General features: G+C 62.9%; 21 protein-coding genes. 8 read left to right on the forward strand and 13 right to left on the reverse strand.

Translation table 11 applies throughout. The features are described 5' to 3' along the window. Positions 1-9: 9 nt before the first annotated feature. From FQ668_RS10225 to FQ668_RS10235, 3 genes are all read right to left on the reverse strand, one after another. The gene (locus FQ668_RS10225; protein ID WP_012053187.1) at positions 10-1,221 is read right to left on the reverse strand and encodes a NarK/NasA family nitrate transporter; all 1,212 of its coding nucleotides are present in this window, start codon (positions 1,219-1,221) and stop codon (positions 10-12) included. Positions 1,222-1,405: 184 nt separating this feature from the next. Further along, positions 1,406-1,981: an ANTAR domain-containing response regulator gene (locus FQ668_RS10230; RefSeq protein WP_014591814.1), complete on the reverse strand. Its 576-nt coding sequence runs from the start codon at positions 1,979-1,981 to the stop codon at positions 1,406-1,408. Positions 1,982-1,992: 11 nt separating this feature from the next. After that, a complete protein-coding gene (locus FQ668_RS10235) occupies positions 1,993-3,207 on the reverse strand; it encodes a CmpA/NrtA family ABC transporter substrate-binding protein (RefSeq protein WP_014591813.1) in 1,215 nt (404 codons plus the stop codon). A gap of 137 nt (positions 3,208-3,344) precedes the next feature. Between FQ668_RS10235 and FQ668_RS10240 the strand changes: the two genes are divergently transcribed. Beyond that, positions 3,345-4,367: a quinone-dependent dihydroorotate dehydrogenase gene (locus FQ668_RS10240; RefSeq protein WP_014591812.1), complete on the forward strand. Its 1,023-nt coding sequence runs from the start codon at positions 3,345-3,347 to the stop codon at positions 4,365-4,367. A gap of 146 nt (positions 4,368-4,513) precedes the next feature. Here FQ668_RS10240 and FQ668_RS10245 read toward each other — a convergent pair whose 3' ends face one another. Beyond that, positions 4,514-4,729 carry a ribosome modulation factor gene (locus FQ668_RS10245; protein ID WP_003248687.1) on the reverse strand — a complete coding sequence of 72 codons (216 nt, stop codon included), beginning with the start codon at positions 4,727-4,729 and terminating at the stop codon, positions 4,514-4,516. 562 nt (positions 4,730-5,291) lie between these two features. Between FQ668_RS10245 and rlmKL the strand changes: the two genes are divergently transcribed. Further along, complete coding sequence (gene rlmKL / locus FQ668_RS10250) at positions 5,292-7,484, forward strand: bifunctional 23S rRNA (guanine(2069)-N(7))-methyltransferase RlmK/23S rRNA (guanine(2445)-N(2))-methyltransferase RlmL (protein ID WP_014591811.1); 2,193 nt, start codon at positions 5,292-5,294, stop codon at positions 7,482-7,484. 94 nt (positions 7,485-7,578) lie between these two features. Continuing rightward, positions 7,579-9,969: a diguanylate cyclase gene (locus FQ668_RS10255; RefSeq protein ID WP_019437377.1), complete on the forward strand. Its 2,391-nt coding sequence runs from the start codon at positions 7,579-7,581 to the stop codon at positions 9,967-9,969. A gap of 105 nt (positions 9,970-10,074) precedes the next feature. On the opposite strand, the gene dacB is transcribed toward FQ668_RS10255, so the two are convergent. The 8 genes from dacB to FQ668_RS10295 all read right to left on the reverse strand — a co-directional run bounded on the left by dacB (position 10,075) and on the right by FQ668_RS10295 (position 19,161). Next, positions 10,075-11,529, reverse strand: coding sequence for a D-alanyl-D-alanine carboxypeptidase/D-alanyl-D-alanine-endopeptidase (gene dacB, locus FQ668_RS10260; RefSeq protein WP_014591809.1), 1,455 nt, complete (start codon positions 11,527-11,529; stop codon positions 10,075-10,077). A 200-nt stretch (positions 11,530-11,729) separates the two neighbouring features. Continuing rightward, on the reverse strand, positions 11,730-12,074 hold the full coding sequence (locus FQ668_RS10265; protein WP_003248695.1) for a YggL family protein: 345 nt from the start codon (positions 12,072-12,074) through the stop codon (positions 11,730-11,732). Between the two features lie 41 nt (positions 12,075-12,115). After that, positions 12,116-15,748 (reverse strand): transporter substrate-binding domain-containing protein, encoded by a 3,633-nt coding sequence (locus tag FQ668_RS10270; RefSeq protein WP_014591808.1) that lies wholly within the window; start codon positions 15,746-15,748, stop codon positions 12,116-12,118. Positions 15,749-15,756: 8 nt separating this feature from the next. Next, complete coding sequence (locus FQ668_RS10275; protein WP_003248700.1) at positions 15,757-16,374, reverse strand: response regulator transcription factor; 618 nt, start codon at positions 16,372-16,374, stop codon at positions 15,757-15,759. A gap of 282 nt (positions 16,375-16,656) precedes the next feature. Next, positions 16,657-17,988: a deoxyguanosinetriphosphate triphosphohydrolase gene (locus FQ668_RS10280; RefSeq protein ID WP_014753953.1), complete on the reverse strand. Its 1,332-nt coding sequence runs from the start codon at positions 17,986-17,988 to the stop codon at positions 16,657-16,659. A gap of 148 nt (positions 17,989-18,136) precedes the next feature. Next, positions 18,137-18,466, reverse strand: coding sequence for a hypothetical protein (locus FQ668_RS10285; protein ID WP_014591805.1), 330 nt, complete (start codon positions 18,464-18,466; stop codon positions 18,137-18,139). After that, the gene (locus FQ668_RS10290; protein ID WP_003248706.1) at positions 18,463-18,837 is read right to left on the reverse strand and encodes a phage holin family protein; all 375 of its coding nucleotides are present in this window, start codon (positions 18,835-18,837) and stop codon (positions 18,463-18,465) included. Before FQ668_RS10290 ends, FQ668_RS10285 begins: the two co-directional genes overlap by 4 nt. Positions 18,838-18,846: 9 nt before the next feature. Then, a complete protein-coding gene (locus FQ668_RS10295; RefSeq protein ID WP_010953104.1) occupies positions 18,847-19,161 on the reverse strand; it encodes a YqjD family protein in 315 nt (104 codons plus the stop codon). A gap of 312 nt (positions 19,162-19,473) precedes the next feature. Between FQ668_RS10295 and FQ668_RS10300 the strand changes: the two genes are divergently transcribed. The 5 genes from FQ668_RS10300 to FQ668_RS10320 all read left to right on the forward strand — a co-directional run bounded on the left by FQ668_RS10300 (position 19,474) and on the right by FQ668_RS10320 (position 22,845). After that, positions 19,474-20,682: an ammonium transporter gene (locus tag FQ668_RS10300; RefSeq protein ID WP_019437378.1), complete on the forward strand. Its 1,209-nt coding sequence runs from the start codon at positions 19,474-19,476 to the stop codon at positions 20,680-20,682. A 73-nt stretch (positions 20,683-20,755) separates the two neighbouring features. Further along, positions 20,756-20,995, forward strand: a complete 240-nt coding sequence (locus FQ668_RS10305; protein ID WP_003248714.1) for a glutaredoxin family protein — start codon at positions 20,756-20,758, stop codon at positions 20,993-20,995. A gap of 108 nt (positions 20,996-21,103) precedes the next feature. After that, positions 21,104-21,535 carry a D-Ala-D-Ala carboxypeptidase family metallohydrolase gene (locus FQ668_RS10310; protein WP_019437379.1) on the forward strand — a complete coding sequence of 144 codons (432 nt, stop codon included), beginning with the start codon at positions 21,104-21,106 and terminating at the stop codon, positions 21,533-21,535. Positions 21,536-21,600: 65 nt separating this feature from the next. Beyond that, entirely contained in the window at positions 21,601-21,909 is a 309-nt protein-coding gene (locus tag FQ668_RS10315) for a hypothetical protein (protein WP_014591801.1), read from the forward strand. 51 nt (positions 21,910-21,960) lie between these two features. Continuing rightward, positions 21,961-22,845, forward strand: a complete 885-nt coding sequence (locus FQ668_RS10320) for a pseudouridine synthase (RefSeq protein ID WP_014591800.1) — start codon at positions 21,961-21,963, stop codon at positions 22,843-22,845. Positions 22,846-23,051: 206 nt separating this feature from the next. On the opposite strand, the gene FQ668_RS10330 is transcribed toward FQ668_RS10320, so the two are convergent. Further along, on the reverse strand, positions 23,052-24,617 hold the full coding sequence (locus tag FQ668_RS10330; RefSeq protein WP_014591799.1) for a PAS domain-containing methyl-accepting chemotaxis protein: 1,566 nt from the start codon (positions 24,615-24,617) through the stop codon (positions 23,052-23,054). Positions 24,618-24,682 lie beyond the last annotated feature (65 nt).

Genomic DNA, 24,682 nt, shown 5'->3' on the forward strand with positions numbered 1-24,682 from the left:
CGGCGTGCCTCAGACCCGCGCTGCAGTGACTGCAGCCGAGCCCCAGGTGGTGCGCCAGCGCTGTTTCACCCCGTGCAGGCCGAACCAGGCCAGCAGGCCCAGGCTGGCGAACAGCCACAGCCCCAGTTGGTAATCGCCAGTGTGCTGTTTGATGGTGCCAAGCCCGGCCGCCAGCAGGAAGCCGCCGATGCCCCCGGCCATGCCGATCAGGCCGGTCATTACCCCGATCTCTTGGCGGAAGCGTTGTGGCACCAGTTGGAACACTGCGCCATTGCCGGCACCCAGGCCGAGCATGGCGCTGACGAACAGCGCCAGTGCGGCTGCGGCAGAGGGCAGGTTGAAGCCGACTGCGGCTATGCAGATGGCGGCGACGCCGTACATGCCCAGCAGGGTGCGGATGCCGCCAAAACGGTCAGCCAGGGCGCCGCCGAGCGGGCGCATCAGGCTGCCGGCGAACACGCAAGCGGCGGTGTAGTAGCCGGCGGTGACCGGGCTCAGGCCGTACTGGTCACTGAAGTAGCCGGGCAGGGCACTGGCCAGGCCGATGAAGCCGCCGAAGGTAACGCTGTAGAAAAACATGAACCACCAGCTGTCACGGTCGCCCAGTGCCTTGAGGTAGTCGGCCATGGCTTTCGGCTTGGGCCGTTGCGGGGCATTGCGCGCCAACAGGGCGAACACCACCAGCGCCAGTGACAGCGGGATCAGCGCAAAGCCGAACACATTGTTCCAGCCAAAGCCCGCTGCCAGTGCCGGTGCCAGCAAGGCCGCGAACACCGTGCCGGAGTTGCCGGCGCCGGCGATGCCCATGGCCTTGCCTTGGTGCTGTGGCGGGTACCACTGTGAGGCCAGCGGCAGCGAGACGGCGAAGGACGCACCGGCAAAGCCCAGGAAAACACCTAGCAGCAGCGCCTGTTCATAGCTGTGTACGCCAAGGTACCAGGCTGCGGCGAGGGCGACGATGACCACCACCTGGCCGATCAGGCCAGCCGTCTTGGGCGACAGGCGGTCGACCAGAACGCCCATGGCGAAGCGCAGAATCGCCCCGGCCAGGATCGGCGTGGCCACCATCAGGCCCCGTTGTTGTGCGCTCAGTTGCAGGTCGGCAGCAATCTGCACCGCCAACGGGCCCAGCAGGTACCAGACCATGAAGCTGAGGTCGAAGTACAGAAATGCGGCGAACAGCGTGGGCACATGCCCGGATTTCCAGAAGCTGGCACTCATCGAACACCTCACTCGGTAGTACAACGGAACGAAAAAGACGCCGCTACCCGCTCCATGGGTGTGGAGGGGAGAGCGACGTCTTTGTCGGGATTCAAGTGGGGTAACCGCCGTTGGCTACCGGTGAAATTTGTTGAGCAAGAGATGGGCCAACTTCTGGTGGGGCTGGCTTGAGATTTTCAGCGCATCAGCCGAGCATCTCATGCATGGCAATGATCTGTTCGGCCACCTGGATCAGCTTCTGCTGCCGGCTCATGGCCTGGCGACGCATCAGGGTATAGGCCTGCTCTTCGTTGCAATCCTTCATCTTCATCAGCAAACCCTTGGCCTGCTCGATGCGCTTGCGTTCGGCCAATTGCTGGTCGCGCGCCAGCAACTGCGCCTTCAGTGCCTGGTCGCTTTCGAAGCGGGCCATGGCTACGTCCAGGATCGGCTGCAGCCGCGCAGCATGGATGCCTTCGACGATATAGGCACTGACCCCTGCCTGGATCGCCTGGCGCATCATCCCGGGGTCGTGCTCGTCAGTGAACAACACGATGGGCCGCGGCTGGTCACGGCTGACCAGCACTACCTGTTCCATCACATCGCGGTCTGGCGAGTCGGTATCGATCAGCACCACGTCCGGGTGCACCGTTTCGACGCAGGCGGGCAGGTCGATGGTCAGGTCTGGGGCTTCGATGATCTCGAAGCCGGCCTCACTCAACGCCGCCCTGAGGCGACCGAGCTTGCTCTGGGTATCGTCGATCAGCAGGATGCGCAACATGTTCGTCCCCCTCACGCGCCGACACGGGCATCGGGCAGGTCGCCCAAGGCATGCAAGCTGAAACTGCGGGCATAGCCGAAGGGGTCGCTGCCGTCCCAGCGGGAGCCATCGATCAGCAGGCTGCTGCGCATCGGTTGGCCTGGGCAAGCGATGCCCAGGCTCTGTGCGGCCTCGCTGTACAACTGCAGTTGCTGGACATGCCGGGCCACGCCGAGGTAGTCGGGGTCTTCGCGCAGCAGGCCCCAGCGGCGGAACTGGGTCATGAACCACATACCGTCGGACAGGTAGGGCAGGTTGGCCCGGCCTTGGTCGAACAGGCGCAGGGCGTGTGGGTCTTGCCACTGGTTGCCCAGGCCATCCTCATAATGGCCGAGCAGGCGGGGGGCTATGCTGTCCAGCGGGGTGTCCAGGTAGGCGCTTGCGCTGAGCAGTTGCGCGGTGCTGCGGCGGTTTTCCGGGCTTTGCTCGATGAACCGGCTGGCGGTGAGGATCGCCTTGATCAGCGCACGGGCGCTGTTGGGGTATTGCTCGGCAAAGACGCGGGCGCAGGCCAGGACCTTTTCCGGGTGATCCGGCCAGATCGACTGGCTGGTGGCCAGGGTGAAGCCTTGGCCTTTGGCCACGGCGTCGGCGGCCCAGGGCTCGCCGACGCAGAAACCGTCAATGCGCCCGGCCTGGAGGTGTGCAGCCATCTGCGCCGGTGGCACCACTACGCTGTCGACGTCGCGCAGCGGGTGAATGCCCTGGCTGGCCAGCCAGTAATACAGCCACATGGCGTGGGTGCCGGTGGGGAAGGTCTGGGCGAACGTCAGGCGTGCGCCATGCTGGTGCACCAGACGCGCCAGTGCCTCAGGGTTGGTCACGCCCTTGCGCTGCAAGGCAGGGGACAGGTTGATAGCCTGGGCATTCTGGTTCAGCCCCATTAGCACGGCCATGTCGCTGGCAGGTACGCCGCCAATGCCCAGGTGCACGGCGTAGACCAGGCCATACAGGCAATGCGCGGCGTCCAGTTCGCCGCTGACCAGCTTGTCGCGCAGCCCGGCCCACGAGCCCTGGCGCTGGAGGTTGAGGGTAAGGCCGTGCTGCTGGGCAAAGCCCTGGGTGGCGGCGACCACGACCGAGGCGCAGTCGGTCAGGGCCATGTAGCCGATGTTCAGGCTGGTTTTTTCCGGCGCGTCGCTGCCGTTGACCCAGGCCAGGGGCGTTGCTCGGGGTACAGTGTTCACAAGAGTCCTCGCCCTTACTGATAAGGCTGTGGGCTGAACGGGTGCAACCGATGTGCCAAGCGCTCCACGATTTGCTGTCCTGTCAGCCCCGCGCTGGCTATAATCGCCCCCTCACTCACCCTGAGCCTTGCCCGCCCATGTATACCCTGGCCCGCCAGCTGCTGTTCAAGCTTTCCCCGGAAACTTCCCACGACCTGTCCCTGGACCTGATCGGCGCCGGTGGCCGTTTGGGCCTCAACGGCATGCTGTGCAAGCAACCGGCGTCATTGCCGGTTTCGGTCATGGGCTTGAACTTCGCCAACCCGGTGGGGCTGGCAGCTGGCCTGGACAAGAACGGCGCGGCCATCGACGGCTTCGCCCAGCTGGGCTTCGGTTTTGTCGAAATCGGCACTGTCACCCCGCGTCCGCAGCCTGGCAACCCCAAGCCCCGGTTGTTCCGCCTGCCGGAAGCCACGGCCATCATCAACCGCATGGGCTTCAACAACCTGGGCGTTGATCACCTGCTCGAGCGCGTACGCGCCTCGCGCTACAAGGGGGTGCTGGGCATCAACATCGGCAAGAACTTCGATACCCCGGTCGAACGTGCCGTCGATGACTACCTGATCTGCCTGGACAAGGTCTACACCGCCGCCAGCTACATCACGGTCAACGTCAGCTCGCCCAATACCCCGGGCCTGCGCAGCCTGCAGTTCGGCGACTCGCTCAAGCAGTTGCTCGACGCCCTGGCCGAGCGCCGCGAACAACTGGCCGGTGCACATGGCAAGCGCGTGCCCCTGGCAATCAAGATCGCGCCGGACATGAGCGACGAAGAAACGGCGCTGGTGGCCGCCGCGCTGATGGAGTCGGGCATGGATGCGGTGATCGCCACCAACACCACGCTGGGCCGTGAAGGTGTCGAAGCATTGCCGTACGGTGGCGAGGCGGGCGGCCTGTCGGGCGCACCGGTGCTGGAGAAGAGCACCCATATCGTCAAGGTGCTGGCAGGTGAGCTGGGCGGCAAGTTGCCGATCATTGCCGCTGGGGGCATCACCGAAGGCCGTCATGCTGCCGAGAAGATCGCAGCCGGGGCGAGCCTGGTGCAGATCTACTCGGGCTTCATTTACAAAGGGCCGGCGCTGATTCGCGAAGCGGTGGATGCTATCGCGGCAATGCCGCGGTAACCTCACCAGCCCGCCCCTGCAGGGGGAGTGTGGGTACAGCTGATGAGGTTTGCCAAGGCATAAAAAGGGCCCCTTCAAGGGGCCCCTGGGCCTTAGCCCGCCGCCCGGATGGGGCGTGCATGGTAAATCGAATTCAGTGTCCTCGTTCAGCCAACGGCGTGATTTTCGTTGAGTCTATGGATGCCAGCGGTGCCAGTCATTCCGTCCCAGTTATCACCGCGACCTTCACGCCAGCCGTTGATCCAGGCTTGGCGAACAGAAGGAAGATTGAAGGGGCAAAGTTCGCGGGATTTGCCGGTGACCCCGTATTGGTAGCCACGTGAATATGCTCTTTCCAACGGATCACGCTTAAGTCTTCTCATAGGGTGTTGCCCTCACTTGTTGACTGTAATGTCCCGTCGGCCTCTCCGAGGCCGGGCAGAGTCGTTCTGCCGGTTTGCGCTCGCTGCCGGCGTGGCGAGCTGAAAGTGCCGCCTCGTTGCGAAGCGGCCTGAGACCAGTTCTATCGAATGCGAGTCACGGTGTGAATGATCGATTTGTCATAAGCACGTAACCTTTCCAAGGGTGAGGGGATAAGTAAATAAATGCGACTCAACCTTATTTGGTGTTTAGCCCTGCAATGATCGGGGTTTGCCGTTCTTTGACGTCATTTCGCCAGCGTTGTTTGCGGATGACAGAAATAATTTGAAATGCGACGAAGGGTCACATTGGCCCGCAGATCGCCAGAATTACGCGTACTGCCTGATGATCTAAGCTGTCTTTGCCACTGGGCCAGGCACGGATCGGTCAGGCGGCCCGGCTTTTCTGCAGCGCGTTGTGTGCCGCAGAAAGCCACCCGCACGCCTGCTGGAAAGGTGTACGGGCAAACATCGCGGGGCGATGCGTCGCCCCGTCAGTCAAATAGCCCAAGGCGCTGGAATACTCATGTCGGACCGTTTCGAACTTTACCTCACCTGTCCCAAAGGCCTTGAAAGCCTGCTCGCCGAAGAGGCCAGGGGCCTCGGCCTTGACGAGGTGCGCGAGCACACCTCGGCCATTCGCGGCGCCGCCGACATGGAAACTGCTTACCGCCTGTGTGTCTGGTCACGTCTGGCCAACCGCGTATTGCTGGTGCTCAAGCGCTTCTCGATGAAGAACGCCGACGACCTTTACGACGGTGTGCACGCGGTCGACTGGGCTGACCACCTGGCAGCCGACGGCACCCTGGCTGTGGAGTTCAGCGGCCATGGCTCTGGCATCGACAATACCCACTTCGGTGCGCTGAAGGTCAAGGATGCGATCGTCGACAAGCTGCGTAACCGCGAAGGCCTGCGCCCGTCCGTGGAAAAGATCGACCCTGACGTGCGCGTGCACCTGCGCCTGGACCGCGGCGAGGCCATTCTGTCCCTCGACCTGTCCGGGCACAGCCTGCACCAGCGTGGCTACCGCCTGCAGCAAGGCGCCGCGCCGCTGAAGGAAAACCTGGCGGCGGCGGTGCTGATCCGTGCTGGCTGGCCGCGTATCGCGGCCGAAGGTGGTGCGCTGGCCGACCCGATGTGCGGTGTGGGTACCTTCCTGGTCGAGGCAGCGATGATCGCCGCCGATATTGCCCCCAACCTCAAGCGCGAACGCTGGGGCTTCAGTGCCTGGCTCGGCCATGTGCCGGCGTTGTGGCGCAAGGTGCATGACGAAGCGCAGGCGCGCGCGCAGGCCGGCCTGGCCAAGCCACCGCTGTGGATCCGTGGCTACGAGGCTGACCCGCGGCTGATCCAGCCGGGCCGCAACAACGTCGAGCGTGCCGGCCTGGGCGACTGGGTGAAGATCTACCAGGGCGAAGTCAGCACCTTCGAGCCACGCCCGGACCAGAACCAGAAAGGCCTGGTCATCAGCAACCCGCCCTACGGTGAGCGTCTGGGTGACGAAGCCAGCCTGCTGTACCTCTATCAGAATCTGGGCGAGCGCCTGCGCCAGGCCTGCATGGGCTGGGAAGCAGCGGTATTCACTGGTGCGCCGCAACTGGGCAAGCGCATGGGCATTCGTAGCCACAAGCAGTACGCGTTCTGGAACGGCGCATTGCCATGCAAGCTGCTGCTGTTCAAGGTGCAGCCTGACCAGTTCGTCACCGGTGAACGCCGCGAAGCGCAGCCTGAAGGCACCGAAGCCCGCCAGCAGGTGCCGCAGGCCAGCGAGCCCGCGCGGCTATCGGAAGGGGCGCAGATGTTTGCCAACCGCCTGCAGAAGAACCTCAAGCAACTGGGCAAGTGGGCCCGTCGCGAGCAGATCGACTGCTACCGCTTGTACGATGCCGACATGCCTGAATATGCCCTGGCGGTCGACCTGTACCAGGACTGGGTACACGTGCAGGAATACGCCGCGCCACGTTCGGTCGACCCGGACAAGGCTCAGGCGCGTCTGCTCGATGCACTGGCGGCCATTCCGCAGGCGTTGGGCATTTCGCCGCAGCGTGTAGTGCTCAAACGTCGCGAGCGGCAAAGCGGCACGCGCCAGTACGAACGTCAGGCTACCGAGGGCCGCTTCCAGGAAGTGAACGAAGGTGGCGTCAAGCTGCTGGTCAACCTCACCGACTACCTGGATACCGGGCTGTTCCTCGACCACCGCCCGATGCGTATGCGCATCCAGCGTGAGGCTGCCGGCAAGCGCTTCCTCAACCTGTTCTGCTACACCGCCACGGCCACCGTGCACGCGGCCAAGGGCGGTGCGCGCAGCACCACCAGCGTCGACCTGTCAAAAACCTACCTGGACTGGGCGCGGCGTAACCTGGCACTCAATGGCTATTCCGAGCGCAACCGCCTGGAGCAAAGCGATGTAATGGCTTGGCTGGAAGGCAACCGTGACAGCTACGACCTGATCTTCATCGACCCGCCAACCTTCTCCAACTCCAAGCGCATGGAAGGTGTATTCGACGTGCAGCGTGACCATGTTCAGCTGTTGGACCTGGCCATGGCCCGTCTGGCGCCGGGTGGTGTGCTGTATTTCTCCAACAACTTCCGCAAGTTCCAGCTGGACGAGCACCTGATGGCGCGTTACGTGGTGGAAGAAATCAGCGCGCAGACCCTGGACCCGGACTTCGCCCGTAATAACCGTATCCATCGCGCCTGGCGTTTGCAGCTTCGTTGAGGCGACGAGGTACATTGCACGGCTAATGGCCAATAGCTATAACTGAGGGCAGGGCAAGATAATCCGCAGGACGCTGACGTGACGAGATGGGTGTATGTCAAAGTGTGGCGTGCGTGCGCGGTTGCTTGGCTTGTGCACAGAGAGGGCGTCCGCGTGGGCGATGGCGCTGATTGCACTGGTGGCGGGCGGCTTGTTGACCGCTGCCTTGGCATTTGCCGCGCACACCTTCTATAAACAGCAGCTGCGCCAGCGCTTCGAGCTGCTGGCCAGCGAGCGCGCCAGCCGTATTGCCGAGCGCTTTGACGAACAGCAGCAGCGCCTGGATGGGCTGCGGCGGTTCTTCAGTTTTTCCAGCGAGATCACCCCGCGCGAATTCGACGGCTATGCCCGACCACTGCTGCAACGCACCTTGGCCTATGCCTGGGCGCCGCGCGTCGAGGCTGCGCAACGCGCCGAATTCGAGCGCCTGGCCAGTGCCCATACCGGCCCAGGCTATGTGATCCGTGACCAGGACGCGCAAGGCCAATGGCGCCCGGCTTCGCAGCGCGACCATTACTTCCCGGTGCTCTATACCCAATCGAGCGAACGGCCCGGGTTGCCTTATGGCCTGGACCTCGCTGGTCAAAGCGGGCCTCAGGCGGCCCTGGCGCGGGCGCTGGCGCCGGGCAGCATGGCGGTGTCCGAGCCATTGGCCCTGTTCGATACCCAATCGGCAGGGCGCGGCCTGCTGATGGTAGCGCCGGTATTTTCCGATGCCGACCCCCGCGGTGCGGCAGTGGGCTATGTGATGGCGTTGCTGAGCATGCGCGAGCTGGTCAGCGACGGTCGACCGGTAGCGGTTGATGACAACCTGGTCGTGCGCATCACGGACCCGTCCGGGTTACAAGGCCCCGTCGTGATGTTCGATTCGCAAAATCCGGTCGCGCCCTTGGCCCTGGCCAGCAATCAGTTGTTGCGCCTGGCCGATCACCATTTCCAGCTGAGCATTCAGCCAAGCCAGGCGTTCGCGCAGGCGAACCGCTCCTCGGCGGTGATGGCGGTCGGTTTGTTGGGCGGACTGTTGAGCCTGTTGCTCAGCGTGCTGCTCTACAGCCTGTTCAGCCAGCGTCAGCGCGCCCTGGCCCTGGTCGCTCAGCGTACTGCCGAGTTGCAGGTCAGCGAGCAGTCGTTGCGTGGCACCCACAACCAACTACGAAGTGTGCTGGATGCCGCGACCCAGGTGGCGATCATCGCCACCAACCTCAAGGGGGTGGTCAGCACGTTCAACGCCGGTGCCGAACGCATGCTCGGTTACGCGGCCAGCGAAGCGATCGGCCGCTTGCGCCTTGAAGACCTGGTACTGCCGGAGGAGCTGAACCTGCGTGCCCAGGCCTTGAGCTTGCGTTTTGGCCGCGCCATTGCTGGCGGCCAGGCGATGTTCGCTGAAACGGTGCAGGAGCACGGGGCCGAGCCTGGCGAGTGGACCTTGCTACGGGCCGATGGCAGCCAGCTGGTCGCCAACATGCTGGTGACTGCCATGCTCGACGAACAGGGGTTGTGGGTTGGCTACCTGGCCATCTGCATTGACGTGACCGAGCGGCGCCGGGTGCATGAGGCGTTGGCAGCGCGTGACCGGTTGCTGGAAAAGCTCAGCGCCGAGGTGCCGGGCGGTATCTACCAATATCGCCTGGATGCCAACGGCCATTCGTGTTTTCCATACGCCAGCATGGGCCTGTATGACATTTATGAGATCGACCTGATGCAGTTGCGTGAGGATGCCTCGGCGGTGTTCGAGCGTATCCACCCCGATGACCTGGAACGCGTGCGCCGCTCGGTGCGCTATTCGGCCGAACACTTGTCACCCTGGCGCGAGGAGTATCGAGTCTGCCTGCCACGGGCCGGAATGCGCTGGGTGCGTGGCGAGGCGACCCCGGAAGTGGGCGAGCAGGGCTGCACCCTGTGGCATGGCTACCTGACTGACATCTCCGACCTGAAGGGCGTGGAGGAAGAGTTGCGGGCGCTGTCGGTCACCGACTCGCTGACCGGTATCCATAACCGTCGCTATTTTCAGGAGCGGCTCAAGATCGAACTGGAAAGGGCCCAGCGCGATGGCTTGCCGCTGGCGGTGATCATGCTCGACATCGATCACTTCAAGCGCATCAACGACCGCTTCGGCCATGCTGTCGGCGACCGGGTGCTGCGTAGCCTCTGCCAGCGCATCGCTCAGCGTTTGCGCCGTACCGATGTGTTCTGCCGCTTGGGCGGGGAAGAGTTCATGGTGCTTTGCCCGGGCAGCGATGCCGATCAGGCCCGGCTGCTGGCGCTGGAGTTATGGCAAGGGGTGCGCAATGTACCGGTGGAAGGCGTGGGCCAGGTGACTGCAAGCTTCGGTGTGGCGGGCTGGCGGTCGGGCGAAGGCGCCGATGCCTTGCTGTTGCGCGCCGACGCCGGCGTGTATGCGGCCAAACAGGCCGGGCGGGACCGGGTGGAGGGTGAGCTGGTATAAAACCGTGCGCGCGGTCGGCGTGGGGGCCGCTTTGCGGCCCTTTCGGGACGCAAAGCCGCTCCTGCATCGACTGCGCAATCGGGCCCGGCTGAGTGGCAGCTGGCGTCAGTTGGCCGCTGTACTGCCAGCCAGCTTCGGCTGGCGATACAGGTCAAGCAACACCTGATCCAGCACCTGCGAGGCACCCCACGGTTTCGGGTCGTTGAGAATTGCCGCTACCGCCCAGGTATGGCCGTTGCTGTCGCGGCTGAAGCCGGCAATCGCCCGCACAGTGTTCAGTGTGCCGGTCTTGATGTGCCCTTCACCGGTCATCGCGGTGCGCTTGAGACGTTTGCGCATTGTGCCGTCCATGCCCACCAGCGGCATCGAGCTCATGAACTCGGCAGCGTAAGGGCTCTTCCAGGCGGCTTTCAGCATCTCGGCCATTTCCCGGGTACTGACCCGTTCGGCACGCGACAGGCCAGAGCCGTTTTCCATCACCAGATGCGGCGCGGTGATGCCCTTTTTCGCCAGCCATTGGCGTACCACGCGCTGGGCAGCACGGGCGTCGTCGCCATCGGCATCGGTGCGGAACTGCGCGCCAAGGCTCAGGAACAGCTGCTGGGCCATGGTGTTGTTGCTGTACTTGTTGATGTCGCGGATCACTTCCACCAGGTCTGGCGAGAAGGCTCGGGCCAGCAGGCGAGCACTCTTGGGCACATTCTCGATGCGGTCGCCACCCTGGATGTTGCCACCCAGTTCGTTCCAGATTGCGCGCACGGCACCGGCGGCGTAGGTGGGATGGTCGAGCAGTGACAGGTAGGTTTGCGAGTTGCAGCCGTCACCCAGTTGGCCGCTGACCGTTACACTGATGCCGTCGGCTTGGGGCACCGGGTTGTAGCGCACATCACCGGTGCATTTCTTCGAGGCTACCGGCTTGATCTGGTTGTCGATACGGATACTGGCAATCGGCGGCTCGACTGCGACGGTGACCTTGCCACCATCATTGCGCGCCACGAAGCGCAGGGCCTTGAGGTTGACCAGCAGCGAGTCGGGCTTGACCAGGAACGGCTTGTTTTCATCACCGCCGTCGTCGTTGAACTGCGGCAGGTTGGGTTGCACGAAGTGGCTGCGGTCCAGCACCAGGTCACCGGTGACGGTGCGCACGCCATTGGCGCGCAGGTCACGCATCAGCAGCCACAGCTTTTCCATGTTCAGTTTGGGGTCACCGCCACCTTTAAGGTAGAGGTTACCGTTAAGCACGCCGTTGCTCAGGGTGCCGTCGGTGTAGAACTCGGTTTTCCACTGGAAGGTCGGGCCGAGCAGTTCGAGGGCGGCGTAGGTGGTGACGAGTTTCATGGTCGACGCCGGGTTCACCGACACATCGGCATTGAACACGGTCGGGGTGCCGGGGCCGTCCAGCGGCAGCATCACCAGCGACAGTGCTGTGTCCTGCAGTTTGTTGGCCTTGAGCGCCTGCTGCACTTTGGCAGGCAGGGTGGTATTGACGGCGGCGTGGCTGGGCAAGGCAAGTGGCAACAGCAGGCCGGCAAGTATGAAGGGACGAAGCGTTTTGATCATAGCGAGTGAATACCCTGCGGCGAGGGAAAAGGGCTTTGGGGCTGTAAGAGATGATGGCCCCACGACGTAAACAGTACGCATTATGCCCCAAGCGCAGCCGCGATGCGTCACGTTCGACGGAAAAGCATCGCCAATAAAAAGGCCACCCGAATGGGGTGGCCTTTTCAGCAATCAACCTTTCAGCCCGAAGCTGACAAGTATCACTCAGCCTTGTTGATAGGCTTTTCCGGGTACCAGGCATCCAGCAGCGGGCTGACTTCGATCTTGGTCAGTTCGCTGCGGCCTTTGAGCCAGGCTTCAACGGCAGCGCGCTGTTCTTCGCTGACCGAGCCGCGTTTGACCGAGCACACCAGGCCGAAATCGTCACCGCCTACATAATCCAGGCCGTTGGCGTCCATGGCTTCTTCCAGGAACGCGTCGAGGAAAGCATCGATTGCCTGGTCATCCAGATCTTCCTTGAATTCCAGGTTCAGCTCGAAGCCCAATTCCTGAAACTCGTCGACACACAGCTTCTTGCGCAGACGACGGGAGCGGTTTGTGGCCATGAAACAATCCTCTTAGGTAATAACGCCGCGCAGTCTACCAGTTAACACGTGTGGTTGCCTGCCTGAGTATTCGTGCTTGTGGCCAATTCCTTGGCCAGGGCACGTTCCACTCGGCACATATGCCGTGCCAGTGCCTGGCGCCGAAGGCGCACCTGGGCAATGGGCAAGTCGCTGGCCTCGAGGGCTTCACAGGCCGCCATCAGGTCAGGGGCTTCCAGCATGCGTGCGGCGCTGAGCACCTTGTGGGCCTGCTCGGCAATGGCGCCGCTGTCGTGTTGCGGGTGAAGCGCCATCAGGCTGGCCAGGTCGGCCTGAAGGCTCTGATGCAAGGTTTCCAGGAAGCGCTGACGGTCAACCGGGTCAGGCCCGACCACGGCGGCCAGGCCGTCCAGCTGGTACAGCTTGCGTCGGGGGCATTGCTGGCGGCGCGGGCGAATGCCAGCCAGGCGCTGGCTGAGGGTGCTCAGGCTGATGGGCTTGAGCAGGCAGTCGTCCATGCCGGCGGTCAGGCACTTGCGGCGTACTTCCGGCTGTGCGTTGGCGGTGTAGCCGAGGATGGTGCAGGGTGGTCGCTTGCCCTGGCGTTCTTCGGCGCGCACGGCAGTCGCCAGCTGGTAACCGTTCATGTGCGGCATGTTGCAGTCGAGTACCAGCACATCGAAGTCGCCTTCCCGCCAGGTCGCCAGGCCTTCCTGCCCATCGCGGGCGCTGGCGTGCTCCAGGCCCAGGTAGCCAAGTTGTTGCGCCATCAGTTGCAGGTTGGCCGGGTGATCATCGATGACCAGCACGTTCAGCCGTGGGTCGGGCACGTCGAGCTGCTCGGGCAGCGGTTTCGGCTGCTCTGCGCCATCCACCCGTTGCAGCGGCATCTTCAGGCGCACCTGGGTACCGACATCCTCCAGGCTCTTCATGGACAGGCTGCCGCCCATCATTTCGCACAGGTTGCGGCAGATGGCCAGGCCCAGCCCGGTACCTGCGCGGGCGCCCTGGCTGTGCGGGTTGGCCTGGATGAACGGGTTGAACAGGCGCTGCAGGTCGTCGGGGTGGATGCCGATGCCACTGTCGCGCACCTCCAGCTCCAGTACGGCTGGTGTGCTGGTGCCGTCATCCAGCAGCCTGACGCAGATGCGCACCTGACCGTGCTCGGTGAACTTGATGGCATTGCTCACCAGGTTGGACAGCACCTGCTTGAAGCGCAGCGGGTCAAGCAGGACATGGCAGCGTGCGGCCGGGGCGATCTGCACCTCCAGGGCCAGCCCTTTCTGCCGCGCCTGGCCATCGAAAATGCGCGCCACCGATTCGACCAGCGCCGCCAGGTCGACCACCTCCGGGGCCAGGGACAAGTGCCCGGACTCGATGCGCACGATGTCGAGAATGTCACCGATCAGGCCCAGCAGGTCTTTGGCCGAATGGTGTGCCAGTTCCAGCGCGCTGCGGTCCACCCGGCCCTGGTCGGCGCGCTTGACCGCCAGTTCCAGCATGCCGATGACGGCATTCATCGGGGTGCGGATTTCGTGGCTGATGGTCGCCAGGAACGTGCTCTTGGCCCGGTTGGCATCGTCGGCCTGCTGCTTGGCCTGGCGCAGCTCAAGGACCAGTTGGCGGCGTTCGCTGATGTCGATCCAGCCGCCGATGATCCCCTGCACCTCACCCAGGGAGTCACGGTACGGCAGGATCCAGTGGTAGATGGTCAGGTCCCGGTCCTTGATCCGTAATGGACGGTCCTTGATCAGTGGTGAACCCGCCGCCATGACTTTCTGGTAATCCGCCTGGATCTGCCGAGCCTGCTCGGAATCGGCAAACAGGCTGTCCTTGAGTTTTTTGCCGATCACCTGATCGGAGCGGGCCTGCACGGCTTCAAGGTAGCTGTAGTTGCAACTTTTCAGGCAACCCTCGCGGTCGCGCACATACATGGGGTGGGGCGTACCGTTGAGCAGGGCGCGCATGAATGCCAACTGGTCGTTCAGCGCGCGTTCGGCGCGCTGGCGCTGGCGAATCTGCAGGCGCAGGCGGGCATTCCAGAGCAGGGCCAGCAACAAAAGCACGGCCGTGGCCAGCACCACCTGCAGGGCAAGGCGGCTGTAGCCTTTGGTGTTGTCATCCTCATGCCTGCCAAAGCCGCGCCAACGGTTGTTGATTACCCCCAGCTCCTCGGGTGAGATACTCAGCAAAGCCTTGTCGAGGATAGACAACAGCGCCGGTGACGGGGCAGTGGTGGCCATGGCGAAGTTGGCGGGTTCGCTGCCGACCGAGGTGCGGATGACCAGTTCGGGGTTGCTGGCCAAGGCGTGGTTGGCGTCGATCAGGGTGGTGATCACCGCATCGACAGCCCCGCTGTTGAGCAACGCCATGGAGTAGAACGCGCTTTCGGTCTCGACCCAGCTTATCTTTGGATAATCCCGGGACAGCATGGCGTTCATGGTGCTGTAGCGGGTAATGGCGATGCGATGCCCCTGCAACTGCTCCAGTGAACTCAATGTGTTGTTGTCCTTGTGGTTGACCAGCACATAAGCGCTTTCGAGGTAGGGGCGGCTGATTTGCAGGTCGTCCCCTGCTTTGCCGGCGCTGGCCAGTGCGGCGATGACATCGGCCCGGCCATCCTTGAGGCGGGCGACCATGTCGGCAATGCCACTGGCGCGCTGCACTTCGAAACGCAACCCGGTGCGCAGGCGAATGAGGTCCAGCAGGTCGGCGGTGATGCCTCGGAAATGCCCCGAATCATCGAAGTAGGACAGTGGTGCAGCCGCGTCATCGGCTGCCACGCGCATCACGGGGTGCTTCTCCAGCCACTGCTGCTCGGCCGCGCTCAATTGCAGTTGGCGATCGCTCAGCAACAGGTCGCTGCCGGCGCTCCAGCGTTTGAAGATACTGGAGCGAATGGCCGGGCTTTGCCTGTCCAGGATGGTGTTCACCAGGTCCAGCAGCACGGTATCTTGCTGACGCAAGGCAAAACCGAAGCCGATGGCCTCGTGTTTGCCGAAGTTGGCCATGCGCAGGCGGGGCAGATGACCACGGTTGAGCTGGTAGTGCGTGGAGATGGTATCGCCGATGAACACGTCGGCCTGCCCGAACGCGACAGCATTCAGTGCCTGGCTGGAAGAACCGAAGGCCAGCAGCTCGGCCTTGGGGTAGGCGGTGAGTACTTCCTGTCTGGGCAAATAGTGGTAGAGCATGCCCAGGCGCATGCCGGCAAGGTCCGTGTCCAGTGCCCGGTTTTCGTCTTCACGGGTTACCAGTACAGGTTGGTCGACGGCATAGGGGCGCGACAGTGCCAGGCCGTCACTGGCCGCTTCGTAGCCATTGGCGCTGCCCAGCAGGTCGATATCACCGTGCCTGAGCGCCTCCACCGCCGCCTGCCGGCTGGAGAAACGCAGCACCCTCACTGGCAACTGCAAGGCCTTGCCGATCAGGTTTGCGTACTCGGCGGTCAGGCCCTGGTAGTCGTTGCCGCCACCGGTGATGTCAAACGGCGGATAGTCGGGTGCCGATGTGCCCAGCACCAGTTCCTGCCGGCCTTCGAGCCATTGCCGTTGTTCGGGCGTGAGCACGGGCTGGACGGGGTGGGCCGATGAGCGCGCCAGTAACGTAAAGGACGCGGCTTCGCGATGGCCAGCCTGTGTCGCGCCGCTGAGCAGCAGCAGGACGAGCAGCAGGCGATTGATAGCTCGGGCCATGACCACGTTCAGACCAGCGCGTTGCGCTTGGCCATCTCGATCAGATCGACCAGCGTATTGACTTGCAGTTTGTGCATGAGACGCTTCTTGTAGGTACTGACAGTCTTGCTGCTGAGGAACATGCCTTTGGCAATTTCCTTGTTGCTGCGGCCTTGGGCGAAAAGTTGAAGCACCATCAGTTCGCGGTCATTTACCTGGCGGAAAAGTTGCAGGTCACTGTCGGTCGTCTGGTTGTTTTTTATTGCCTGGCTGGGGAAGTAGTTATAACCAGCCAGTACGGCCTTGATAGCACTGAGCAGTTCACTCAAGTCTTCCTGCTTGCAGACATAACCTGCTGCGCCTGAGTGCATGCAACGTACGGCAAACAATGCCGGGGACTGTGCAGTCAATACCAGAACCTTCAAGGGCAGGGCCATGCTCTGAAAACGGGCCAGCACCTCCAGGCCGTCTAGCTTGGGGATGCTGATGTCGAGGATGACCAGGTCGGGGTTGCTCTCGCGGATCATCTGCATGGCGTCTACGCCGTTGTCCGACTCGCCGACAATCTTGTAATTCTGGTTTTCCAGCAGCATACGGACGGCCAGGCGAATCACCGGATGGTCGTCAACGATAAATATGGAGTGCATGTTCAACTTCCCTGCGGTCGATTGAGGGTGACAGTGGGCACCTTATCGCAGTTGGAAGTCCTCAGGCGTGCGAGGAGTGGCTGTTAGGCCTATATGGGAAACGGCTTACAAGATAAAACAAAATGGGCTACGGAATAGGTGTGCTTAACTCGCTGTCAAAGCGATTTTGGTAACTTTTCATTAGTTTTTATTCATGCCGTTTAGTGTGGCCCCCGTTGGTGTAGGAAGTTTCCTGCAAGCGTGGTGCAGCGCCTGGCCGAACCTGCGCTGCACCGACGCGTTTCAGGTCGGGCTGGAACGCCCGGTCATCTCCCGGGCCATTTCGCTGGCATAGCTGTCGGTCATGCCGGCGATGAAGTCGATCATGCGCAGGAAGGCGCTGTGCAACGAGGCATGCGGGTCTGGCGCATTGTTGCCGATCAGGTCCAGCACCCTGCGACTCTTGAACGATGGCGTACGTCCACCGTGCTGCTCGAGGGCCGCACCGCAGAACGTGTTCAGCAGAATCTCCAGGGTGGTGTAGGCGCCGATTTCGTGCAGGGTCTTGCGCTTGTCCTGGAAGATCTTGTTGCGTGCCATGTCCTTGGCTTGCAGTACGCAGCGTTTGGCTGGGCCATGCATGTGTTCCACCAGGTCGCCCGGCAGTTGCCCGGCCAGCAACGCCTGCTGCTGCTCGACGAATGCGTGGGCGGCGGCGTTGGTCAGGTGTTCGATGGCCTTGCCGCGCAGGATGGCCAGTTTGCGCCGACGAGAATCGCGTGGACCGAGCTGGCGGTAGGTTTCTGGCAGGTCTTCGCCGACCAGGTCGAGCAACAGTGCCTCGACTTCTGCGTATTGCAGCAGCTCCATTTCCAGGCCGTCTTCCAGGTCGATCAGCGCGTAGCAGATGTCATCGGCAGCCTCCATTAGATACACCAGCGGATGGCGCGCCCAGCGCTGGTGTTCCAGCTGCGGCAGGCCGAGTTTGCGGGCGATCTGTTCGAGCAGGGGCAGTTCGCTCTGATAGCTGCCGAACTTGTGCTTCTTGTAGCCCAGGGCGTCGGCGTGGCGGGCGCTCCACGGGTACTTGAGGTAGGTGCCGAGGGTGGCATAGGTCAGCCGGGTCCCCCCATCGAACTGGTGGTATTCCAGTTGGGTGAGCACACGAAAGCCCTGGGCATTGCCTTCGAAGTTGAGAAAGTCGGCCCGTTCGTCATCGCTCATGTCGTCCAGCCAGCCACGCCCGGCCGCCTGCTGGAACCAGTGGCGAATGGCGTCTTCGCCGGAGTGGCCGAATGGCGGGTTGCCGATGTCGTGGGCCAGGCAGGCAGACTGCACGATCATCCCCAGGTCACTGGGGGCGCACCAGTCCGGCAGGTTGTCGCGCAGGGTCTCGCCGACGCGCATCCCCAACGAGCGGCCGACGCAGCTGACTTCCAGCGAATGAGTCAGGCGCGTATGGATATGGTCGTTGCTCGACACCGGGTGCACCTGGGTCTTGCGGCCGAGGCGGCGGAAGGCACCGGAGAAAATGATGCGGTCATGGTCTTTGTGGAAGGGGCTGCGCCCGAGTTCATCGGCGCTGTACAGGGCTTTGCCCAGCCGTTCGCGGGTAAGCAAGGTGTGCCAGTCCAAGGCGCGGTCTCCTGTCGTTCGAAGGCAGCAGCATACCCTGCAGGAAGCGCATTGTGCTGCGAAGAAGAGGTCAGCCCTACGATGCATTCGTATCGATCGAACGGGCCTCTTCGCAGCACAAGGCTGCTTCTGCCGGGGCGAACCCTGGTCAGGGGCGGCGGCTGCCCTGCAGGTAGAGGCGTACCAGCGGCAGCAGGGTGCTGCCCAACCGTACCAGGCGCGTCAGGTTGCCGCTGCGTACGCCCTTGCCGGTGAGAAAGCCCAGCGCCACCACGGCACCGATGCCCCACAGTGGCGCATGCTTGATACCCAGGCCTTCATGTAGCGAGCTGCCCATACCGCGCACGCGGCGCAGCGGTTCAAGCAACTGACCGGACTCATGACGGATTTCCTGGCGGTGCATTTCCATGCGCAGGCGCAGCAGCGCCTTGCGCAGTTCGCGCGGGTTACGCGTGTTTGGCAGTTCTGGCAGGCTCATGGCAACAGGCGCTCCCTGTCCTTGGCAAGTTCGTCGAGGGTGGCGCCGAAGGGCGATGATTCGTCGAACACCGCCGCCTTCAGGCGCACGCCGCAGTACAGTGCAGCAATGCCATAGAACACGCACAGGCCAATGATACCGGCCAGTCGATAGCTGTCCCACAGCAGCACCAGCAGCAGCCCGGACAGCGCGGTCAACAGCAGCAGGGCGAACACCAGCGCCAGGCCGGCGAACAGCAGCAGGCTCAAGGTACGGCCTTTCTGCTCCTGCAACTCGATACCGAACAGTTCGATGTGACTGTGCAGCAGCCCCAGCATGGCCGCGCCCAGGCGCTTGCCCGAAGCGCCAGCGCCGTTGGCGTCATTCTCCATGGGTTCCCCTTAGCGCCGGTTGGCCAGCAGACCGATCAACAGGCCGACGCCGGCTGCGATGCCGATTGCGCGCCACGGGTTTTCCTGCACGTACTGCTCGGCGCTGCCAAGCGCTGCCTGACCGCGTTCACGTACCGAGTCCTGGGTCAGTTGCAGGGTTTCGCGGGCCTGGGCCAGGCGCTCGTGAATCTGCTCGCGCAATTCGTCGGCCTGGTCGCCGGCCAGGTTGGCGGTGTCGGCCAGCAGCTTCTCGGTGTCTCGCACCAAGGCCTGGAAGTCAGCCATCAATATCTCTTGTGCATTCTTTGCCGATTTGCTGGCCATGGGTCTCTCCCTGTCGATGAGTGTTGGTAGTTCGAGTGACAGCACGCATGGAAGGTTCAAGTGCGGCTGCTGGTACGGGCCTTGCTAAGTTTTTGCCACGTTGCGGAGCGCCCCTGACAGGTTTTGCGCCAATTCAGAGCGCCCGCGCAGCGGATACCGATAAACCTTAACCCAATCCACGACAAACCCAAGAAAAAACCACGCAGGCTTCACCCCGCTCACCTGAACAGGGTAGTGGCTGGCACCGATTCGGTGCAGGGATGCAGGTTCTTGAACTGTCCTGGTGCCTTTTTCAGCAGGTCTGCCTATTTCATGGAAAACATGCACAGCGCTATGGACTCTCTGGTCCACGGTTCCAACACCCTGTTCATTCTCATGGGCGCCATTCTGGTGCTGGCCATGCATGCCGGCTTCGCGTTCCTTGAAGTGGGCACGGTGCGCCACAAGAACCAGGTCAACGCCTTGTCGAAGATCCTCAGCGACTTCGCCATCTCGGCGCTGGTCTACTTCTTTATAGGCTACTGGATCGCCTATGGGGTCAACTTCTTCCAGCCGGCGACAACGCTGGCTGTCGACCATGGCTATGCGCTGGTCAAGTGCTTCTTCCTGCTGACCTTCGCGGCGGCGATTCCGGCGATCATCTCCGGGGGCATTGCCGAGCGGGCGCGGTTCGTGCCGCAGTTGTGTGCTACGGCGTTGATCGTGGCGTTCGTCTATCCGTTCTTCGAGGGGGTGGTGTGGAACGGCAACCTGGGCGTGCAGGCCTGGCTGCAGGCACGCTTCGGCGCACCGTTCCACGACTTTGCCGGGTCTGTGGTGGTACACGCCATGGGGGGCTGGCTGGCGCTGGCCGCGGTAATGCTGCTGGGGGCGCGCCGTGGGCGTTACCGTGATGGGCGATTGGTGGCGTTTGCGCCGTCGAGCATTCCCTTTCTGGCGTTGGGTTCGTGGATCCTCATCATCGGCTGGTTCGGCTTCAACGTCATGAGTGCGCAGACTTTGCAGGGCGCCAGCGGCCTGGTGGCGATCAACTCGTTGATGGCCATGGTGGGTGGCACCCTTTCAGCGTTGCTGGCCGGGCGCAACGACCCGGGCTTCCTGCATAACGGCCCGCTGGCCGGGCTGGTGGCGATTTGCGCAGGTTCCGATCTGATGCACCCGGTGGGTGCGCTCGCCACCGGCCTGGTGGCGGGGGCTCTGTTTGTCTGGACCTTCACCGCTGCGCAAAATCGCTGGAAAATCGACGACGTCCTGGGTGTGTGGCCGTTGCATGGTCTGTGTGGCGTGTGGGGTGGCATTGCCTGTGGCGTGTTCGGCCAGGTGGCGTTGGGTGGCTTGGGGGGTGTCAGCCTGGTCAGCCAACTGCTGGGCAGCCTGATGGGCGTGCTGGTGGCCTTGGCCGGTGGCTTTGCCGTGTACGGAGCCATTCGTGCGTTGCATGGCCTGCGCTTGAGCCATGAGCAGGAGTTCCAGGGGGCGGACCTGTCGCTGCACCGGATCGGTGCTACCAGCCAGGATTGAGCCTGGTCAGGTGCAGGGTGGGCGTGGCGCGCCTAGAATAGGCTTCTGTGTATGCCAACCCGGGACCTGCCACATGCTGCCTGAATGTCAACTGTTCGGCACCCTCGGCTGCCACCTGTGCGAAGTGGCCGAGGCTGTGTTGATGCCTCTCGTCGATCATGGCCTGCTGGTAGAGCTGGTCGATATCGCCGAGAGCGAGCTTTTGTTCGAACGTTATGGCCTGATCATTCCGGTGCTGCGGCGCTGTGACAACGGCGCCGAGTTGCACTGGCCGTTCGATACCGAACAAGTGGTGGCCTTTCTTGGGCAATGATGGCTGCAGAGGAGTTGCAACCCTGCTCCATGATCTGTGAAGCGAGCTGATGATCCGGTGGAGGCGCACCGTCGCCGGTAACCTTCTCCATCATCGGAATAGCTCGCCATGTTGATCACTCCACATTTCACCCTCGATGAAATGACCGTTTCCCAGCTCGCCGCCCGCGACGGGTTCGATAATGCACCGCCCCTCGAAGCCAGGGCCAACCTGCAATTACTGTGTGGTGCGCTGGAACAGGTACGTGCATTGTTCGACGCGCCCATCATCATCAGCAGTGGGTATCGCAGTGAAAGGGTCAATCGGTTGATCGGTGGCGCCTCCGATAGCCAGCACGTGCAAGGGCTGGCGGCGGACTTCACGGTGATCGAGGTCAGCCCGCGCGAGACCGTCCGGCGAATCAGCGAAAGTGCGGTGCCCTTCGATCAGCTTATCCTGGAGTTCGACAAATGGGTGCATCTGTCGGTGACGCGCGGCACGCCGCGTAGGCAGGTGCTGACCGTGCGCAAAGGCAGCGGCTACCTGGCGGGGCTGCAATGAAGCGCATTGACGGCAGCAAGGGGATGTTCGTATGCTGTATATAAATACAGTATCGAGGTGAAGCCATGCTCAATGTCGAGCAACTCAAGTACAGCGTCAACCGCATGCCCGTGGACCGGGTGGCTGACGCCGTTCTGGAACTGCGCCTCGAAGGCCTGGTGACCGGCGACTGCACGCCGTTCGGCAAAGTCCACTTCAATACCTGCTTCGCCGAGATCGAGGCTTTGTTCCAGCGGGCCGGTTACCACCGAGGGCTGGATGTGGTGGGCTATGAGGGGTTGCTCTATGCACTCTACGACCCTGGCCGCTGGGAGCCGGTGCAAGTACTGCGCTGGCTGAAGGATCGCTGCGAGGCGATGGCCCAGGCTGGTTGAGGGGGCGGGCTTGGGCGATAATGCGCGGCCATGAACGTCTCGAGTCCACCCATGACCACGCCTTTCGACCCCGCCCGCCAGCAAGCCAGTACGGTGTGCCTGCCACCTGGTAACTGGGTGACTGTGCTCGATTGCTTGTGTGATCATTTCAAGGCCATCGACCGCGCCCAGTGGCTTGACCGCTTCGCCCGTGGCCGGGTGCTGGATGCCGAGGGGCAGGCAGTTGCCGCCGACCTGCCTTACAAGCGTGGCATGCGTTTGCATTATTTCCGCGAAGTGCCGAACGAACGGCCGATCCCGGTGCAAGAGGTGGTGCTGCATGTGGACGAGCACCTGGTGGTGGCCGATAAACCGCATTTCCTGCCGGTGACGCCGACCGGTGAATACGTCGAGCAGACCTTGTTGCGCCGCCTGATCCGGCGCCTGGACAACCCGCACCTGGTGCCGTTGCACCGCATTGACCGGCACACCGCCGGGCTTGTGCTGTTTTCCGCCAACCCGCACAGCCGCAGCGCCTACCAGCGGCTGTTCCCCGAGCGGCGTATCGACAAGCGTTACCAAGCCATTGCCGCTGCCATGCCACAGCATGCCTTTCCGCTGGTGCACAAAAGCCGCCTGGTGCATGGCGAGCCATTTTTCCGCATGCATGAAGTGGAGGGGGAGGCCAACAGTGAAACCCTGGCCGAGGTGCTGGAGAAGAACGGTGAGCGATGGCGCTATGGGCTGTCGCCAGTGACCGGCAAGACCCATCAGTTGCGTGTGCACATGGCGGCTTTGGGGGCAGGGATCAGCAATGACCCGTTCTATCCGCAATTGCTCAACGAAGAGGATGACTACCAGCGGCCGCTGAAACTGTTGGCGCAGAGCCTGCGTTTCGAGGACCCGCTGAGTGGCGAAGAGCGCTACTTCGAGAGCCGCTTGCGGTTGGACTGGTAACACCGCAAGCGAACTTACCCGGGAAAGGGCCGGGCCTGCTGGCCAATCTCCACCCGCCGTTCACTGTCGCCGCCGCTACCGTATTCGCGGGTAAACCCGCTCCTACGCGTAGGTGATTCGGCACATTCCGTTGTAGGAGCGGGCTTGCCCGCGAACACCGGCAGAGCCGGTGCCCTCCACCGCGGTGGAGGGCCAAGTCGCGAGCTTCAGCGGTTGAAGCGCTCTACCAGCGAATACTGGCTGCCCGCCGTGCTGGTCAGTTCTTCGCTCAGCAGTGCCGAGTGCTGCGCCTGTTCCGCGGTCTGGTCGGCCAGTTCGGCAATGGTGCTGATGTTGCGGCTGATCTCGTCAGCCACTGCGGTCTGCTCCTCGGTTGCAGCTGCAATCTGGGTGGCCATGTCGGTGATATTGGCCACCGCTTCGCTGATGCCTACCAGCGCCTCGTCGGCCTGCATTACCCGATCGACGCCTTCCTGTGCCTGGCGGTGGCCGGTTTCCATGGTCAGCACTGCGTTGCTGGCGGTCTGTTGCAGTTTGGCGATCAGGCCGTGGATCTGCCCGGTGGATTCGGCGGTGCGCTGGGCCAACTGACGCACTTCATCAGCCACCACTGCAAAGCCACGGCCCATTTCACCTGCGCGCGCCGCTTCAATGGCTGCGTTAAGCGCCAGCAGGTTGGTCTGGTCGGCGATGCCCTTGATCACGTCGACCACGCCACCAATCTCGTCGCTGTCTTTGGCCAGTTGCGTAACCGTCTGGCCGGTCTCGCCCACTGCCGCCGACAGGCGCTCGATGGCCTCGCGGGTTTCTCCGGCAATCTGCCGGCCCTGGCTGGTCAGCCGGTTGGCTTCCTGGGTGGCATCGGCGGTGCGCTGTACATGGTTGGCCACTTCCTGAGTGGTGGCGGCCATCTGGTTTACTGCGGCGGCGACTTGCTCGGTCTCCACCCGCTGGCGCTCCAGCCCAGAAGAGCTCTTGTGCGCCAAGGCATCGGACTGGCGTGCTTGGTCGCTCAGGTGTTCGGCACTGTCTTGTAGCCGCGTCAGGCAGGTTTTCATGCGTGCGTCCTGGCTGAGCATGGCCATTTCCAGGCGCGCCTGCACGCCACGGCTGTCGGTGTACATCTGCGCGATCAGTGGGTCGGAAGTGGTTTGCTCGGCCAGGCGCAGCAGGCGCTTGAGGCCGCGCTGCTGCCAGCTCAGGCCGAGCAGGCCCAGTGGTACCGAAAGCCCTGCGGCCAAGGCAAAGCCCCAGGAATGACCCAGCCAGTTGCCGATCAGGAAGCCCACCTGGCTGATCAAGATGAACGGTAGCCAGTCCTGCAGCACTGGCAGCCACTTGTCGCGGCGCGGTACCGGCGGCTTGCCCTGGTTGATGCGCTGGTACAGGGCCTCGGCGCGGCGGATCTGCTCGGCGGTGGGCTTGACCCGCACCGACTCGAAGCCGACAACCTGGTTGTTATCGAAGATGGGGGTGACATAGGCGTTGACCCAGTAATGGTCGCCGGACTTGCAGCGGTTCTTGACGATACCCATCCACGGCTGGCCCTGCTTGAGGGTTTGCCACATATGGGCAAACACGGCAGGCGGTACGTCGGGGTGGCGCACCAGGTTGTGCGGTGCGCCAGTCAGCTCCTCGCGGGTGAATCCACTGATTTCGATAAAGGCATCGTTGCAGTAGGTGACCACACCCTTGGCGTTGGTAGTGGAGATCAACCGCTGCTGGGCAGGGAAAGTCCGTTCTCTCTGGGTAATCGGCTGGTTGTTACGCATGGGTGATAGTCCGCAGGGCTTTCGACAGGTATCGGCAAGCCGCTGGTTTTATTGAATGGATATTT

The sequence above is a fragment of the Pseudomonas sp. Kh14 genome (assembly GCF_900291005.1).
GTDB classification, from domain to species: domain Bacteria; phylum Pseudomonadota; class Gammaproteobacteria; order Pseudomonadales; family Pseudomonadaceae; genus Aquipseudomonas; species Aquipseudomonas alloputida.

What these genes read in the sequence shown, in the direction of transcription:
- FQ668_RS10245 (WP_003248687.1), bottom strand. Translation starts at nt 4,729, where the DNA reads ATGAGAAGACTTAAGCGTGATCCGTTGGAAAGAGCATATTCACGTGGC.
- FQ668_RS10300 (WP_019437378.1), top strand. Translation starts at nt 19,474, where the DNA reads ATGGAAAACATGCACAGCGCTATGGACTCTCTGGTCCACGGTTCCAAC.
- FQ668_RS10290 (WP_003248706.1), bottom strand. Translation starts at nt 18,837, where the DNA reads ATGGAGAATGACGCCAACGGCGCTGGCGCTTCGGGCAAGCGCCTGGGC.
- FQ668_RS10315 (WP_014591801.1), top strand. Translation starts at nt 21,601, where the DNA reads ATGCTCAATGTCGAGCAACTCAAGTACAGCGTCAACCGCATGCCCGTG.
- FQ668_RS10305 (WP_003248714.1), top strand. Translation starts at nt 20,756, where the DNA reads ATGCTGCCTGAATGTCAACTGTTCGGCACCCTCGGCTGCCACCTGTGC.
- FQ668_RS10240 (WP_014591812.1), top strand. Translation starts at nt 3,345, where the DNA reads ATGTATACCCTGGCCCGCCAGCTGCTGTTCAAGCTTTCCCCGGAAACT.
- FQ668_RS10270 (WP_014591808.1), bottom strand. Translation starts at nt 15,748, where the DNA reads ATGGCCCGAGCTATCAATCGCCTGCTGCTCGTCCTGCTGCTGCTCAGC.
- FQ668_RS10320 (WP_014591800.1), top strand. Translation starts at nt 21,961, where the DNA reads ATGACCACGCCTTTCGACCCCGCCCGCCAGCAAGCCAGTACGGTGTGC.
- FQ668_RS10275 (WP_003248700.1), bottom strand. Translation starts at nt 16,374, where the DNA reads ATGCACTCCATATTTATCGTTGACGACCATCCGGTGATTCGCCTGGCC.
- FQ668_RS10285 (WP_014591805.1), bottom strand. Translation starts at nt 18,466, where the DNA reads ATGAGCCTGCCAGAACTGCCAAACACGCGTAACCCGCGCGAACTGCGC.
- FQ668_RS10255 (WP_019437377.1), top strand. Translation starts at nt 7,579, where the DNA reads ATGTCAAAGTGTGGCGTGCGTGCGCGGTTGCTTGGCTTGTGCACAGAG.
- dacB (WP_014591809.1), bottom strand. Translation starts at nt 11,529, where the DNA reads ATGATCAAAACGCTTCGTCCCTTCATACTTGCCGGCCTGCTGTTGCCA.
- FQ668_RS10330 (WP_014591799.1), bottom strand. Translation starts at nt 24,617, where the DNA reads ATGCGTAACAACCAGCCGATTACCCAGAGAGAACGGACTTTCCCTGCC.
- rlmKL (WP_014591811.1), top strand. Translation starts at nt 5,292, where the DNA reads ATGTCGGACCGTTTCGAACTTTACCTCACCTGTCCCAAAGGCCTTGAA.
- FQ668_RS10310 (WP_019437379.1), top strand. Translation starts at nt 21,104, where the DNA reads ATGTTGATCACTCCACATTTCACCCTCGATGAAATGACCGTTTCCCAG.
- FQ668_RS10225 (WP_012053187.1), bottom strand. Translation starts at nt 1,221, where the DNA reads ATGAGTGCCAGCTTCTGGAAATCCGGGCATGTGCCCACGCTGTTCGCC.
- FQ668_RS10295 (WP_010953104.1), bottom strand. Translation starts at nt 19,161, where the DNA reads ATGGCCAGCAAATCGGCAAAGAATGCACAAGAGATATTGATGGCTGAC.
- FQ668_RS10265 (WP_003248695.1), bottom strand. Translation starts at nt 12,074, where the DNA reads ATGGCCACAAACCGCTCCCGTCGTCTGCGCAAGAAGCTGTGTGTCGAC.
- FQ668_RS10230 (WP_014591814.1), bottom strand. Translation starts at nt 1,981, where the DNA reads ATGTTGCGCATCCTGCTGATCGACGATACCCAGAGCAAGCTCGGTCGC.